The following is a 14340-nucleotide window of genomic DNA, read 5'->3' as shown; positions in this document are numbered from 1 at the left end:
TTGAGGGGACGGAAGAGAAGGCACCCGAGCACTCGTGGGTAGCAGTCAACGGGATGAGCAGCGCGTCACGTCCCGGACGCGGATCGCATAGCGTCCGGAACGGGTGTCTCCTAGGCTCATACAGAGGGCACCCGCGTGTGGCCCCTGCATTCCCAGGGACGTTCGTAGGAAGGGAGCCCATCATGGCCGTAGACCCCACCGACCCGGAGACGTTCGAGGTCGAGGACGCGCAGGAGGCGCAGGAGTTCGACGTCGAGGCCCCCGAGGTCGACGCGGCGGAGCAGCAGGCGGACATCGCGCCGAACCGTGACGACCCGCTGACCGCCGTCGACCCGGGCCGCGCCAACGAGGCCGACCTGGTGGAACAGGCCAGGATCGTCTCGCTCGACGAGGACGACTACCGGTGACGTTCGCCGCCGACGGGCGACGAACAGCTCCACAGAACAGGAAAGAGGCAGCATTTTGCCCGCTCTGACCCTGTTTGAAACCTTCGCAACCGCTTTCATAACTGTCCGGTCCGTGAAATTCTGCGCTCTCACCGCGCGCACCACGGTTACCGAAAAGTACGATGGCGACGCGGCCAGATCCGCATGTGGACGACTTTGGGAGGCGGCGTGACAGCCATCGAGCAGACAGAGGCGGTTCGCCCGCGGGGCACACGCCTGCCGCGCCGTGCCCGACGCAACCAGCTTCTGGGTGCCGCCCAGGAGGTCTTCGTGGCCCAGGGCTACCACGCGGCCGCGATGGACGACATCGCGGAGCGTGCCGGCGTCAGCAAGCCGGTCCTCTACCAGCACTTCCCGGGCAAGCTCGATCTCTATCTCGCCCTGCTGGACCAGCACTGCGAGTCGCTCATCCAGTCCGTACGGAACGCGCTCGCGTCGACGACCGACAACAAGCAGCGCGTCCGGGCGACGATGGACGCCTACTTCGCCTACGTCGAGGACGACGGCGGCGCCTTCCGCCTGGTCTTCGAGTCGGACCTGACGAACGAGCCCGCCGTGCGCGAGCGCGTCGACAAGGTCACGAACGAGTGCGCCGAGGCGATCTGCGACGTCATCGCCGAGGACACCGGCCTGTCGCGTGCGGAGTCGATGCTGCTCGCCTCGGGCCTGGGCGGCCTCGCCCAGGTGGTGGCGCGGTCCTGGCTGCACAGCGACCGCAGCGTGCCGCGCGACCAGGCGGTGCAGCTGCTCACCTCGCTGGCATGGCGCGGTATCGCGGGCTTCCCGCTGCACGGCATGGACCAGCCGCACCACTGACGGGCGCTTTGTTCCCGCCCGATGTTCGCTCGTGGCGTTCTCGGGCGGAGCATGTACGTCCCCTCACCGGGCTAATGTGTGCTGCGTACGGCGCGGAAGGTCGCGCACATCACTGACCGTCGGAGGGACAAAGCCGTGGAGGTCAAGATCGGCGTGCAGCACGCGCCCCGCGAGATCGTTCTGGAGAGCGGTCAGACTGCCGAGGAGGTCGAGCGCGTGGTCGCCGAGGCACTGGCCGGGAAGTCGCAGCTGCTGAGCCTCGTGGACGAGCACGGCCGCAAGCTCCTCGTCCCGGCCGACCGTCTCGCGTACGTCGAGATCGGTGAGCCGGCCCCGCGCAAGGTGGGCTTCGGCGCGCTGTAAGCGCATGCGCGAAACGGGGCGGGACGGCTGTCGGCCGACCCGCCCCGTTTGCGTTGCCCTCTCTCGGACACCCCTTCCGCGTAGCCTCCGCTCGTCCTTGCGGCACACCGGTTCCTTCACGGATGGAGCACAAGTCGCCCCCAGGGGGATTGGATTCCGCAGGTCAGGGGTAAGACGGGCTACGACCGATTTGGGCAGGCCGGCCATGTGGGAGGGAACCCGACATGCTTCTGGAAGCGCTGAGCTCCGCGATCCTCGGCCTGGCTCTGGCGTGGGCGGCCGCACACCGCCTGCCGCACCGTCTTCCGGCCCGCTCCATGGTCCTGTCGACCGGTGTCGCCGGCGCCCTCTTCGGGGCGTTCGTCATGCACAGCGCGCTGGACGCCGGGCACGTGCTGCTCGTCCTGCTCGGCGCGGTGATCGTCTCGGTGGCCTCGCTGTCGCTGCTGCTGCGCCCCGCGGGAAGACTGCGCCGCCGATCGGCGACCGCCTGAGGGGTCGCCGACGGTGGCGGCGCCGATGACGACGCGGGCCGGCCGGACGGCCGGACGCTAGGCGGCCAGCCCCAGCGCGGCCATCCGCTTGGTGTGCGCCTCGGTGATCCGGGAGAACATCTTTCCGACCTCGGCGAGGTCGAAGCCGTCCGCGACGCCGCCCACCAGCATGGTCGACAGCGCGTCCCGGTCGGCGACCACCCGCTGGGACTGCGACAGGGCCTCGCCCATCAGCCGCCGCGCCCACAGCGCGAGCCGTCCGCCCACACGCGGGTCGGCGTCGATCGCGGCCCGCACCTTCTCCACGGCGAAGCCGCCGTGGCCCGTGTCGTCGAGGACGGCCAGCACCAGCTTGCGGGAGTCGGAATCCAGCCGGGCGGCGACCTCCCGGTAGAAGTCACTGGCGATGGAGTCGCCGACGTAGGCCTTGACGAGTCCCTCCAGCCAGTCGGAAGGGGCCGTCTGCTTGTGGAACCCGTCGTACGCGGCGACGAACGGCTCCATCGCCCGCGTCGGCTCCTCCCCGATCTCGGCGAGCCGGTCGCGCAGCCTCTCGAAGTGGTGGAACTCCGCCGACGCCATCTTCGCCAGCGCCGCCTTGTCCGCCAGCGTCGGCGCCAGCTTGGCGTCCTCCGCGAGCCGCTCGAACGCCGCGAGCTCCCCGTACGCGAGCGCGCCGAGCAGGTCCACGACCGCGGCGCGGTACTGAGGGTCGGCGGAGGCCGTCGCCCAGTCCCGGGCGGCGACGGAGGTGGGTGCGGCGGCGTCGGTGTCCTTGGCGTTCTCAGGCTTGTCAGAGCTCGTCATGAAGCGCACAATAGCCCGCCCGCCGGGAGGCGTAAGGCCCTGGTCAATCACTGTGACGACGACTACGTGACCGAATCGGCCATCACATGTGCGGGATTCCGGGGTATGGTGGTAATGCGCCTGCTGGTACGTTGACGTACCTCGACAGGCCGCACGTATGAGGATGCCCGGTCGGTGGCCCGATCGGCTCCGACCCGACAGCCCTCCCCGGCCGTCCGCCCCAGTGCGTACGAGACCCGGAGGGGGACACCCTCAGCGGCACGAGCGCTAGAGCGTCGGCGCGGTCCCGTGCTTTTCGGCCCGCCCGTAAGCAGCCGACGTCCCCGGCACGGTCTGACACGACCCCGCGCTCGCCTCGCGCCGCCCACACAGAAGAGGCAGCACCCTGACTACGTTCCGAGAGCTCGGAATCCTCCCCGAGACCGCCGAGGCCCTGGAGGCCGTCGGCATCCTCACCCCCTTCCCCATCCAGGAGATGACGCTCCCCGTCGCCCTCTCGGGCAAGGACGTCATCGGCCAGGCCAAGACCGGCACCGGCAAGACGCTGGGCTTCGGCCTCCCGCTCCTCGAGCGCGTCACCGTCCCCGCAGACGTGGAGGCCGGGCGCGCCAAGCCCGAGGACCTCACCGACGCCCCGCAGGCACTCATCGTCGTCCCCACGCGTGAGCTGTGCACGCAGGTCACCAACGACCTGCTGACCGCGGGCAAGGCGCGCAACGTGCGCGTCCTCGCCATCTACGGCGGCCGGGCCTACGAGCCCCAGGTCGAGGCCCTGAAGAAGGGCATCGACGTGGTCGTCGGCACCCCGGGCCGGCTGCTCGACCTCGCCGGGCAGAAGAAGCTGAACCTGAAGCACGTCAAGTGCCTGGTCCTCGACGAGGCCGACGAGATGCTCGACCTGGGCTTCCTGCCCGACGTCGAGAAGATCATCAACATGCTTCCGGTGCGGCGGCAGACGATGCTGTTCTCGGCCACCATGCCGGGCGCGGTCATCGGGCTGGCCCGCCGCTACATGTCGCAGCCCACGCACATCAGCGCCACCTCCCCGGACGACGCGGGCGCGACGGTCGCGAACACGAAGCAGTTCATCTACCGCGCGCACAACATGGACAAGCCCGAGATGGTCGCGCGCATCCTCCAGGCCGACGGCCGGGGGCTGGTCATGGTGTTCTGCCGCACCAAGCGCACCGCGGCCGACCTGGCCGACCAGCTCAAGCAGCGCGGCTTCGCCTCCGGCGCGGTCCACGGCGACCTCGGCCAGGGCGCTCGCGAGCAGGCCCTGCGGGCCTTCCGCAACGGCAAGGTCGACGTGCTCGTCTGCACCGACGTCGCCGCCCGCGGCATCGACGTCGAGGGCGTCACCCACGTCATCAACTACCAGTCGCCGGAAGAGGAGAAGACGTACCTGCACCGCATCGGCCGGACCGGCCGCGCGGGTGCGAAGGGTACGGCGATCACGCTCGTCGACTGGGACGACATCCCGCGCTGGCAGCTGATCAACAAGGCGCTGGACCTGGGCTTCAGCGACCCGCCGGAGACGTACTCCACCTCCCCGCACCTGTACACGGACCTCGGCATCCCCGAGGGCACCAAGGGCGTCCTGCCGCGCTCGGAGCGTACGCGCGCCGGGCTGGAAGCGGAGGAGCTCGAGGACCTGGGCGAGCCGGGCGGCCGTGGGCCGCGCGGGCGCGGCGGCCGTCCCGGCCGCGGCGACCGGGACGAGTCCCGCTCGGCCGACCGCGAGCGGTCGCCGCGTACGCCGCGTCGCCGCCGCCGTACCCGTGGCGGGGCCGTACTGGACGGGGCGCCCGAGTCCGCCGGCAGCACCGCGCCGGAGACCACGGCCACCGGCGGCGCCGCCGAGGCGGACGCCGTCACGGCTCCTCGCACCCCGCGTCGCCGTCGCCGCACCCGCGGCGGGGCCCAGTCCGAGCCGGCTCCGGTCGCGGCGGTCGAGGCCCCCGCGTCCGAGCAGGCGGTGAACGCCGTCGCGTCGGCCGAGGGCACGACCGCTGAGGCGCCGGAGGCGACCGCGAAGTCGCGTCGCCGCCGCACGCGCCGGTCGGAGACGCCGGCGGTCGAGACCGAGGCCGCGGTGACGCCGTCGGCCCCGGAGACGACGGCCGTCGCCGAAGCCACGGACTCCGCGGCGCCCGAGGCTGTCGCCGCCGCGCCGCGCCGCCGCACCCGCAAGGCCACGGCTGCGTCCGCGGCCGAGTCGGCGGTCGACACGGCCGAGGGGACCACCGAATCCGCGCCGGAGCCTTCGGAGACGAAGCCGCGCCGCACCCGCAAGACGGCCGCGAAGGCCGAGGCGAGCGTCGACACGGCCGAGGCGACCGAGGCCAAGCCGCGCCGCACCCGCAAGACCGCCGCGGCGACGGAGGACACCGCCGAGCCGGCCGAGGCGAAGCCCCGGCGTACGCGCAAGGCCACGGCGGCGGAGTCCGCCGTCGACACTGCGGAAGCCACCGAGGCCGCGCCGCGCCGCCGCACCCGCAAGGCCGCCGAGCCCGCGGCCACCACGGAGGCGCCGGAGGCCGTCGAGGCCAAGCCGCGCCGGACGCGGAAGACCGCCGCGGCGGCCGAGTCCGCCGTCGACACGGCCGAGGGCACGGAGGCCAAGCCGCGCCGCCGCACCCGCAAGACCGCCGAGGCCGCGCCTGCCGTCGCCGAGATCCCGGCCCAGTCGGCTCAGGAGCCGGAGACCACCGAGGCCAAGCCGCGCCGTACGCGCAAGGCGAGCACCGCCAAGGCGGAGGCGAGCGTCGACACGGTCGAGGCGACCGAGGCCAAGCCCCGGCGCGCGCGGAAGACGGCTGCCGCGGCTGGGGACGCGGAGGCCGCGGAGGCCAAGCCGCGCCGGACGCGGAAGACCGCCGCGGCGGCCGAGTCCGCCGTCGACACGGCCGAGGGCACGGAGGCCAAGCCGCGCCGCCGCACCCGCAAGACCGCCGAGGCCGCGCCTGCCGTCGCCGAGATCCCGGCCCAGTCGGCTCAGGAGCCGGAGACCGCCGAGGCCAAGCCGCGCCGTACGCGCAAGGCGACCGCGGCCGCCACGGTTTCGGAGGACACGGCGGAGGCGAAGCCCCGGGTCCGCCGCACCCGCAAGGCCACGGCCGCCGCGGAGCCCACGGAGGGCTGACACCCCCTCCCGGACGGCCCGGCCCCCTCGCACGGGGGCCGGGCCGTCGGCGTTCGCCGGGGGCCACGCGGCCGGTCCCCACCCGCTACCCTCACCCCGTGACGAGCCGCCCCGCCTTCCCCCCGCTCCCGGGCGCCCGCGCCTGCCGCCTGCGCACCTCACGCGGCGAGTTCGCCGTCGTCGACTCGTCACCGGCGGCGGGCGTGGAGGGCAAGGGAGCCGTCCTGATGCTGCCCGGGTTCACCGGCAGCAAAGAGGACTTCAGGCTGCTGCACGAGCCGCTCGCACAGCGGGGATACCGGGTCGTCGCCGTGGACGGGCGGGGGCAGCACGAGTCGGACGGTCCTCGGGACGACGAATCGGCCTACGCGCAGCCGGAACTGGCGCGGGACGTGCTCGCGCAGGCCGAGGCCCTCGGCACGCCCCTGCATCTCGTCGGGCACTCACTGGGCGGGCAGATCGCCCGTGCGGCCGTGCTGCTCGACCCCTCCCCCTTCCTCTCGTTCACCCTGGTCTCGTCCGGTCCGGCGGAGATCTCCGTCTCCCAGCAGCAGCGCGTGAAGCTGCTGCGGGACGCGCTCGCCGTGCTGTCGATGGAGGAGGTGTGGGAGGCCATCCGGGCCATGGGTCCGCCGGAGGAGGTCGGGGGGCCCGCTCGCGGCCTCGGTGACCAGGAGCAGTTGCGCCGCCGCTGGCTGGGCCACAGCCCGGCCCAACTGCTGGCCACCGGGCGCCAGTTGTGCACCGAGCCGGACCGCGTCGCCGAACTGGCCGCGGTCCCGCTGCCGTTCCACGTCCTGTCGGGCGCGCATGACGACACCTGGCCGGTGGCGGTCCTGGACGACATGGCGCTGCGGCTGGGCGCGCACCGCACGGTCGTCACGGGAGCGGAGCACTCCCCCAACGCCGACCGTCCCCTGCCGACGGCCCACGCCCTCGCGGACTTCTGGGACGGCATCGGAACGGCCTAGGGGTGTCCGGCTTCGGGCCGGTCCTCGCCGGCGTCCGGCGGGGCACCGGAGCGCCCTAGTACTGCGTCCGCAAATGCTCCCAGAAGCCGTCGCGCAGGGCGCGCCGCAGGTCCGCCTGGCCGCGCAGCGAGTACTGCAGGAGGCCCTCCGCCTCCACGAGCAGGTCCTGGTCGACCGAGCCGGGCAGGTAAGGGTGGCCGGGCAGCAACTCCACCAGGGTGTCCCGGCCGCGTGCCGCGAGCCACTTCGCGGCGATCTGGGCGCCCACGAACCGCACGTCCTCCCGGGTGGGCCGGCCCGCGGCCGACTCGTGGACCTGGGCCGTGCGGCGGGAGACGTACGGCTTGAAGAAGTCGAGGTCGAAGGTGCGCTGGCTGTCGACCTCCCACAGGAGCGGCTCCGCCTGGTTGCGGCCCTCCGGCGCCTCGATGCCCCAGAGGTGGACCCGGGCGCCGTACCCCTGGGCCGCCTCCACCGCGGACACCAGGTCCTCGTCGCCGCCGAGCAGGGCCGCGTCGCTGATGGCGCGGTGCCGGGCGAGGGACTCCAGGTCGGAGCGGATGAGCGAGTCGACGCCCTTCTGCTGGTTGTTGGCGTTGAGGTTGCCCAGCCGCACCTTGACGTCCGGCAGTTCCGCGATGGTCTGCTGCTCGCTCGTGTGGATGCGGCGCCGGGCGCCGTCGTACCAGTAGACCCGCAGCAGCCGGCTGTCCGCGAAGATCGTGCGGGTCTTGTCGATGAGCGCGTCGATCAGGCCTTCGGCGTCGAGGTCGAAGGCGCGGCGGTCCTCCGTGCCGGCGACGAGGCGTCCGGCGGCCGCGTACAGGTACCCGGCATCGACGAAGATCGCGTGGGTCGAGGGCGTCTTCGCCACCTCGGCGAGCATGCGCTGGAGCAGCTCGTTGGTGCGGTCGATGCGGGCGTGGAGGGCCGCGAGGTCGTCGTTCATCACGTCCATTGTCCCGGCGGTCACGCTGCGAACACAACCGGTCCCGATCGGTCCCGTAACCACATTCTTACGGCACAGTAATTAGCCGTTCGAAAAATTTCCTTAGCGTAGGGAATGTTTGACCCGTGCCTCTCTGTTGACCCATACGGAACACCGGGCACCGAGCCCGGTGGGCCGCACCACCGAGTAGTTCTCCTCAGGAGGATGACCAGACGAAGGGAGAAGCCCTTGCGCTTCGAAATCATGCGACTCGACGACGTCGACGGCACACCTGTGGACACGACCGTCGTGGACGCCGCCTCCGTCAACCGCATCGTTCAGCAGGCGGCCGCCATAGGGCAGCGCCTCTGGATCCGCCCGGCCGAGACCACGGCCTCATAACGCGCGCAGCTCTCCCACGCTTCGCAGCCCCCGCCCGGCATCGGCCGTGCGGGGGCTTCGCTGTTGCGGACCTCGGCGGCCGGGGGCGTACTGGCTGGGGGGCACAGGCGCGAACCAGAACAGGACGGTGGAGCATGTCGGTGACGGACCGGTCCCACAGGGAACTGCACGAGCAGGCCGCCGCCGAGGCCGCCCGGCGCTACGAGGACTCCGCCACCGAGCGCGAGCGGGTCGAGGCGGGGCTGGCGGCCGGCGTGCGGTTCCCGGACTCCCCGGACGCGCTCGCCGTCCGCGCCGACCGGATCCTCGGCCGGGGCGGTCTGTCGCCCTCGGCGGTGGTGGCGGACATCCACCGCGAGGCCATGGACCTGCCCGACGCCAACGAGCGGATCATCGACCTGTCCAACGAGCTCCAGGCCTGGAGCTTCCTGCCGCGCGGGGTCAGGGCCGGGGCCACGGTCGCCCGGATCACCCTGCGGCGCGACGGCCGCGAGCTGCCGCACGGCACCGGCTTCCTGGTCTCGCCGCGGCTGATGATGACCAACCACCACGTCCTGCCGGACGAGAGTTTCGCCCGCCGCTGCTTCGCGGAGTTCAACGCCCAGGTCACGGCCGACAACCTGCCCGACACCGTCGTCCGGGTGGAACTCGATCCCGACTCCTTCTTCGCGGCGGACCGCCGCCTCGACTTCGCCCTGGTGGCGGTGGTGCCCGCTCCGGACGGCCCACCGCCGGGGGAGATCTTCGGCTGGAACCGGCTGAGCGTGCAGATCGGCAAGCTGGTGCTCGGCGAGAAGGTGAACATCATCGGCCATCCGCAGGGGCGGCTGAAGGAGATCGCCCTGCGCGACAACGCGGTGCTGGTCCGGCTCGACGACTTCGTGCACTACACGACCGACACGGAACCGGGGAACTCCGGCTCCCCGGTCTTCAACGACCAGTGGGAGGTCGTGGCGCTGCACCACAGCGGTGTGCCGAAGAAGGACGACCAGGGCCGCGTGCTGCGCAAGGACGGCCGGCCCTGGCAGCAGGGCGACGGTGACGACGCCATCGAGTGGGTCGCCAACGAGGGCGTCCGGATCAGCGCGATCCTCAAGCACCTGGCCGGTCTGGACCTCGACCCGAAGCGGCGTGCCCTGCTGGCGGAGATGGGCCCGGACAGCGGCCTGGACCAGGCCATGACAGCTCCGCCGGCCCTCCCGTCGCCCGTGCCCGGGGCGGAGCCCGAGAGGAGGAGCGCGGGCGTCACGAGCCCGTCGGCGGCTCCCGCGGCCTCGCTGACGGTGCCCCTGACCGAGACCGGGGTCCAGCGGCCCAGGGTGGGGCTCCGGGCCCGCGCCACCGCCTTCGGAGGCCGTCAGCACCTGGTCTTCCTGCACGGCCGGGACCAGCACGAGCGGTACCCCGACGAGCTGCGCCGCACCTGGACGGCCGGCCTGAACCGCGGACTCACCCTCGCGTCGCTCCCGCCGCTCGACCCGGAGGACGTGTGGTTCCCGTTCTACGGCACGAGACTGCACGACCTCGTGAGCGGCAGGGAGAGCACGGTCGAGCCCCTCGGACTCGACCGGGTGAACGCCGCCGCCGCCGCCGAGGTGTTCGCCGCGGAGTCGCCGACGGGGTCCTACGAGCGGCTGCTCTACGAGGCGGCCGCCCGGGCCGGCATGCCGCAGAACGGGCCGGCCACCACCGAGGGCTTCGGCGCCGGCCTGGTGGGGGCGCTGCACCGGCCGCTGAGCTGGCTCGCCGCCAGGTCCGACGTGGACGAGTGGACCATCGCCACGTTCCTGCGGGACGTCGACCTGTACCTCGGTGACAGCGCCGTGCGCCAGGCCGTGCTGGACGGCGTCATGGAGACGATGCCGACCAGCGGCGAGCTGGTGCTGGTCACGCACAGTCTGGGCACGGTCGTGGGCATGGACCTCCTGTCCCGGCTCCCCGACGGTCTGGACCCCGTCCTGCTGGTCACCGCGGGCAGTCCGCTCGGCCTGGACGGCGTCAACGAGCGGCTCCTCACCCGGGGCCCGCACCAGCCGCCCAGGGTGCGTGACTGGGTCAACGTCTGGTGCCCCACCGACGCGGTGGCCATCGGCTGCCCCCTGGAGGACGAGCGGTGGGGGAAGGTCACCCAGCTGGCCGTCTCCAACGGCCGTGAGCGGGCGCACAAGATGGACGAGTACCTCGGTCACCCGAACGCGGCAGCGGAGATCCGCGGCGTCCTGACCCTCCAGGCCTGACGCGGCCCCTCAGCTCCCCTGGATCACCTGCGTGACACCGTTGATGATCTGCTGCACGGCGATGGCGGAGAGCATCATGCCCGCGAGCCGGGTCACCAGGACCACTCCGCCGTCCTTGATGATCCGGATGATCACCAGTGAGTAGCGCATCACCATCCACAGCACGACATGGATGGCGAGGATCGCCGCCCACACCGACACCTGCGTGGCGACGCTGTGGGCCTTCTGCACGGCGAGGATGACCGACACGATCGCCCCGGGCCCGGCCAGCAGCGGCATGCCCAGCGGCACGAGGGCGACGTTCACGTCCTTGGTCTGCTTCGGCTCGTCGGTCTTTCCGGTGAGCAGATCCAGCGCGATCAGCAGGAGCAGCAGACCACCCGCGATCATCAGGGCGGGCACGGACACGTGCAGGTAGTTCAGGATCTGGTGCCCGAGAAGCCCGAACACGGTGATCACACCGCCCGCGACACAGACGGCCTGGAAGGCCATCCGCTTCTGCACCTTGCCGGGCCGGCCGGCGGTGAGCGCGAGGAAGATCGGTGTGATCCCCGGGGGATCCATGATCACGAAGAGGGTCAGGAAGAGGGAGCCGAAGACGGCGACGTCGAACATGGTGAGCCTTGCGCAGGGGGCTGACCGCTGTGGCCCCGGCGTTCCGCACGGCGGAACGAGTGAGCACGGCGGGCAGCGCCGAGTGAGAAAAAGGGAAATGGACCTACGGGAGAAGAGGAACCTCAGACGGCTCCGCCGGCACCCGGCACGGGGAACGCCCCGAAGGCCCGTCGTGTGATCTCCCCGTAGACCTCGGGATCCGTCGTGTACTCCCCGAGCACGCACGTCTTGCGGCTGCCGTGGTAGTCCGACGACCCGGTGACGAGGAGCCCGAGCTCCTTCGCCAGCCCCCGCAGCCGCGCGCGGGTGTCCGCGTCGTGGTCCATGTGGTCGACCTCGACACCGTCCAGCCCGGCAGCGGCCATCTTCGCGATGGCGGCCTCCGGTACCGTGCGTCCCCGCTTGCTCGCCCCGGGGTGCGCGAACACCGCGACCCCGCCCGCGCCCTTGATCAGCCGGATCGCCTCGAAGGGGTCGGTCTCGTGCTTCTCCACGAAGACCCGGCCGCCGTCGGCCAGCCAGTCCTGCGTGAAGGCGTCGTTCACGGTCGGCACGACGCCCAGCTCGACGAGCGCGCTCGCCACGTGCGGACGCCCCACGGACCCGTCACCGGCGATCCGCGCCACCTGCTCCCACGTCACCGGCACGCCCAGCTCCTGGAGCTTGGCGATCATCCCCTGGGCGCGCGGCACCCGGTCGTCCCGGACCAGCTCCCGCTCGGCGAGCAGTGCCGGCTCCTCCGCGTCGAAGAGGTAGGCCAGCATGTGCATGCTGATCCCGTCGAGCCGGCAGGAGAGCTCGGCCCCGGTGACCAGCGTGACCCCCTCGGGCAGCGCGGCGATCGCCTCGGCGTGCCCGCGGGTGGTGTCGTGATCGGTCAGCGCGACGACGTCCAGCCCGGCCACGGCGGCCTTGCGCACCAGCTCGGCGGGGGTGTCCGTACCGTCGGAAGCGGTGGAGTGGGTGTGCAGATCGATGCGCACGACACGGACTCCAGACACGAACGACACGAACAGGGCCGCTCCAGGATAACCGGCTTCTCCACGCCCTATGTCACACCCGAACCCGGCAGGCACCCCCTACAGGCCTCAGGCCCCCAGCAGTCGCGGGGACAGGGCGCCGCAGGGAACCAGCTCGACCTCCGCCCCGGCGTCCCGCAGATCCGTCAGCACCAGCTCGTCGTACATCAGCAGCCCCGACTGCTCGGGCCACACCACGGCCCACAGCCACATCCCCAGCGCCTCACCGGCGAAGACGGCACGGTCGTCGGGCGCCCCGGCCACATGCCACAACGGCGTGGGACGCCCGGCGGCCAGCACCTTCGCCTGGGGCGGCTTCTCGACGTTCATGTACGGCCCCGGGTCGGGACCGTCCATGCCGGCGTACCGCGCCCCGAGCCCGACCCCGAGCTCCTCGGCCACCAGGATCAGCTCGCCCATCCCGCCGAGCGGCCCGGGCCCCGTGCAGGCGACGGCGGTCGCACGGCCGCCCGTGCGGTCGTCGCCCGCGCAGGCCACACCCGTGAACAGCCACCCCACCGGCAGCGGCCACGGCATCCACAACGGCACCTGAGTGCGGTGCACCACGACGTTGAGGGCGTCGACGCTGGGCGGTATCACGGGCTGCACCGGATGGACGGTGCCGTGTACATCGCACTGCCACGAGTCGGAGAAGAGGCCGGGAGCCCTGACCCGGCCACCGCACTTCGGGCAACTGGGTTCGCCCCTCATAGGGCCCCACGGTCCTACCCCCGCCGCGCCGCGTCAAGGACGATCACCCATCCGGACGGAACCCTTCACCGGCCACACTAGATGTAGCTTGCATTAATTAGCTTGGCTAACTTAGTGTGTGTATATACCAACTACCTTCGTCCCGGGAAAGGCGGCAAGCAATGGACCCCTTCGACGCCGGAGCGGGCGGCCTCCTGAAGCAGCCCAAGTCCGTGTGGGCGACCGCCGGAGCCTCGGTCGTCGCCTTCATGGGCATCGGGCTCGTCGACCCGATCCTGCCGTCCATCGCCCAGGGCCTGGACGCCACGGCCGGCCAGGTCTCCCTGCTCTTCACCTCGTACTTCCTCATCACCGCCGTCGCGATGCTGGTGACCGGCTTCATCTCCAGCCGGATCGGCGGCCGCAGGACCCTGCTGCTCGGCCTCGCGTTCGTCGTGGTGTTCGCCGGGCTCGCGGGCACCTCGGGTTCCGTCGGCGAACTGGTCGGGTTCCGGGCCGGATGGGGCCTCGGCAACGCGCTGTTCGTCTCGACGGCCCTCGCGGTCATCGTCGGCGCGGCGGCCGGCGGCAGTGCGGCGGCGATCCTGCTGTACGAGTCGGCCCTCGGCCTCGGCATGGCCTGCGGCCCGCTGCTGGGCGCCCTGCTCGGCGACGCCAGCTGGCGCTACCCGTTCTTCGGCACGGCGTTCCTGATGGCCATCGGCTTCCTGTGCATCACCGTGTTCCTGAAGGAGCAGCCGAAGCCGGCCCGCAAGACCTCGCTGCTGGACCCGATCAAGGCCCTCGGTCACGGCGGCCTCGCCTCCGCGGCGGTCTCGGCGTTCTTCTACAACTACACGTTCTTCACGGTGCTGGCCTTCACGCCCTTCGTGCTGAACATGAGCCCCTACCGGTCGGGGGCGGTGTTCTTCGCCTGGGGTGTGCTGCTCGCCGTCTTCTCGGTGATCGTGGCGCCCCGGCTCCAGGAGCGGTTCGGTTCACTGAAGGTGCTCGGCGGCTCCCTGGTGCTGCTCGCGGCCGACGTGCTGGCGCTCGGCTACGGCTCCCACCCGACCGCGGTCGTCTGCACGATCCTGTCCGGCGCCTTCATCGGCGTGAACAACACCGTCTACACCGAGCTGGCCCTCGGCGTCTCGGACGCGCCCCGGCCGGTGGCGAGCGCGGGCTACAACTTCGTGCGCTGGTTCGCGGCGGCGGCCGCTCCGTATTTCGCGCCGAAGATCGAGGAGTGGACCGACATCCACATCCCGTTCGTGGTGGCGGCGCTCACCGCGGTGGCGGGCGCGGCCGTGGTCGTCGTCCGGCGCAAGGCCCTCACCCAGGAAGCGGAGGAGCTGGAGCCGCAGCACGCGACCGAGGACGGCGTCACCGTCTTCGCCAACTGAC

General features: G+C 71.9%; 14 protein-coding genes. 9 read left to right on the top strand and 5 right to left on the bottom strand.

Annotated features, from left to right (window positions below; translation table 11 throughout):
• Positions 1-182 precede the first annotated feature (182 nt).
• From ACFY9E_RS27410 to ACFY9E_RS27395, 4 genes are all read left to right on the top strand, one after another.
• Positions 183-407 carry a hypothetical protein gene (locus ACFY9E_RS27410; RefSeq protein ID WP_390988358.1) on the top strand — a complete coding sequence of 75 codons (225 nt, stop codon included), beginning with the start codon at positions 183-185 and terminating at the stop codon, positions 405-407.
• A 207-nt stretch (positions 408-614) separates the two neighbouring features.
• Positions 615-1262: a TetR/AcrR family transcriptional regulator gene (locus ACFY9E_RS27405; protein ID WP_031132394.1), complete on the top strand. Its 648-nt coding sequence runs from the start codon at positions 615-617 to the stop codon at positions 1260-1262.
• A 135-nt stretch (positions 1263-1397) separates the two neighbouring features.
• Entirely contained in the window at positions 1398-1625 is a 228-nt protein-coding gene (locus tag ACFY9E_RS27400; protein ID WP_030854792.1) for a DUF3107 domain-containing protein, read from the top strand.
• Between the two features lie 224 nt (positions 1626-1849).
• Positions 1850-2119 carry a hypothetical protein gene (locus ACFY9E_RS27395; protein WP_390988356.1) on the top strand — a complete coding sequence of 90 codons (270 nt, stop codon included), beginning with the start codon at positions 1850-1852 and terminating at the stop codon, positions 2117-2119.
• A 57-nt stretch (positions 2120-2176) separates the two neighbouring features.
• On the opposite strand, the gene ACFY9E_RS27390 is transcribed toward ACFY9E_RS27395, so the two are convergent.
• On the bottom strand, positions 2177-2926 hold the full coding sequence (locus tag ACFY9E_RS27390) for a ferritin-like fold-containing protein (protein ID WP_283971459.1): 750 nt from the start codon (positions 2924-2926) through the stop codon (positions 2177-2179).
• A 475-nt stretch (positions 2927-3401) separates the two neighbouring features.
• On the opposite strand from ACFY9E_RS27390, the gene ACFY9E_RS27385 reads away from it, so the two are divergent.
• Both ACFY9E_RS27385 and ACFY9E_RS27380 read left to right on the top strand, forming a co-directional pair.
• Positions 3402-6071, top strand: a complete 2670-nt coding sequence (locus tag ACFY9E_RS27385; RefSeq protein ID WP_390988354.1) for a DEAD/DEAH box helicase — start codon at positions 3402-3404, stop codon at positions 6069-6071.
• 98 nt (positions 6072-6169) lie between these two features.
• Complete coding sequence (locus ACFY9E_RS27380) at positions 6170-7042, top strand: alpha/beta fold hydrolase (RefSeq protein WP_390988352.1); 873 nt, start codon at positions 6170-6172, stop codon at positions 7040-7042.
• Between the two features lie 55 nt (positions 7043-7097).
• Here ACFY9E_RS27380 and ACFY9E_RS27375 read toward each other — a convergent pair whose 3' ends face one another.
• Positions 7098-7991, bottom strand: a complete 894-nt coding sequence (locus tag ACFY9E_RS27375) for an NYN domain-containing protein (RefSeq protein WP_390988350.1) — start codon at positions 7989-7991, stop codon at positions 7098-7100.
• 228 nt (positions 7992-8219) lie between these two features.
• Here ACFY9E_RS27375 and ACFY9E_RS27370 point away from each other — a divergent pair, with 228 nt between their 5' ends.
• Positions 8220-8372: a hypothetical protein gene (locus tag ACFY9E_RS27370; RefSeq protein WP_094057445.1), complete on the top strand. Its 153-nt coding sequence runs from the start codon at positions 8220-8222 to the stop codon at positions 8370-8372.
• Positions 8373-8506: 134 nt separating this feature from the next.
• On the top strand, positions 8507-10609 hold the full coding sequence (locus ACFY9E_RS27365) for a trypsin-like peptidase domain-containing protein (protein WP_390988348.1): 2103 nt from the start codon (positions 8507-8509) through the stop codon (positions 10607-10609).
• A 9-nt stretch (positions 10610-10618) separates the two neighbouring features.
• On the opposite strand, the gene ACFY9E_RS27360 is transcribed toward ACFY9E_RS27365, so the two are convergent.
• From ACFY9E_RS27360 to ACFY9E_RS27350, 3 genes are all read right to left on the bottom strand, one after another.
• Positions 10619-11224 (bottom strand): MarC family protein, encoded by a 606-nt coding sequence (locus tag ACFY9E_RS27360; RefSeq protein ID WP_390988346.1) that lies wholly within the window; start codon positions 11222-11224, stop codon positions 10619-10621.
• A 122-nt stretch (positions 11225-11346) separates the two neighbouring features.
• Positions 11347-12207, bottom strand: coding sequence for a PHP domain-containing protein (locus ACFY9E_RS27355; protein ID WP_390988403.1), 861 nt, complete (start codon positions 12205-12207; stop codon positions 11347-11349).
• A gap of 105 nt (positions 12208-12312) precedes the next feature.
• A complete protein-coding gene (locus ACFY9E_RS27350; protein ID WP_390988344.1) occupies positions 12313-12954 on the bottom strand; it encodes a DUF6758 family protein in 642 nt (213 codons plus the stop codon).
• A 161-nt stretch (positions 12955-13115) separates the two neighbouring features.
• On the opposite strand from ACFY9E_RS27350, the gene ACFY9E_RS27345 reads away from it, so the two are divergent.
• The gene (locus tag ACFY9E_RS27345; protein ID WP_390988343.1) at positions 13116-14339 is read left to right on the top strand and encodes an MFS transporter; all 1224 of its coding nucleotides are present in this window, start codon (positions 13116-13118) and stop codon (positions 14337-14339) included.
• Position 14340: the final 1 nt, after the last annotated feature.

Origin of the sequence: Streptomyces sp. NPDC012466 (assembly GCF_042955215.1) — a bacterium.
Taxonomy (GTDB): Bacteria; Actinomycetota; Actinomycetes; order Streptomycetales; family Streptomycetaceae; genus Streptomyces.
The sequence above is the reverse complement of the archived record's forward strand: the minus strand, read 5'-3'. Positions and strand labels throughout refer to the sequence as shown.

Excerpts from the sequence above, each read along its gene's own strand:
- ACFY9E_RS27410 (WP_390988358.1), top strand. The coding sequence starts at position 183 with ATGGCCGTAGACCCCACCGACCCGGAGACGTTCGAGGTCGAGGACGCG.
- ACFY9E_RS27395 (WP_390988356.1), top strand. The coding sequence starts at position 1,850 with ATGCTTCTGGAAGCGCTGAGCTCCGCGATCCTCGGCCTGGCTCTGGCG.
- ACFY9E_RS27390 (WP_283971459.1), bottom strand. The coding sequence starts at position 2,926 with ATGACGAGCTCTGACAAGCCTGAGAACGCCAAGGACACCGACGCCGCC.
- ACFY9E_RS27385 (WP_390988354.1), top strand. The coding sequence starts at position 3,402 with ATGACGCTCCCCGTCGCCCTCTCGGGCAAGGACGTCATCGGCCAGGCC.
- ACFY9E_RS27375 (WP_390988350.1), bottom strand. The coding sequence starts at position 7,991 with ATGAACGACGACCTCGCGGCCCTCCACGCCCGCATCGACCGCACCAAC.
- ACFY9E_RS27365 (WP_390988348.1), top strand. The coding sequence starts at position 8,507 with ATGTCGGTGACGGACCGGTCCCACAGGGAACTGCACGAGCAGGCCGCC.
- ACFY9E_RS27360 (WP_390988346.1), bottom strand. The coding sequence starts at position 11,224 with ATGTTCGACGTCGCCGTCTTCGGCTCCCTCTTCCTGACCCTCTTCGTG.
- ACFY9E_RS27350 (WP_390988344.1), bottom strand. The coding sequence starts at position 12,954 with ATGAGGGGCGAACCCAGTTGCCCGAAGTGCGGTGGCCGGGTCAGGGCT.
- ACFY9E_RS27345 (WP_390988343.1), top strand. The coding sequence starts at position 13,116 with ATGGACCCCTTCGACGCCGGAGCGGGCGGCCTCCTGAAGCAGCCCAAG.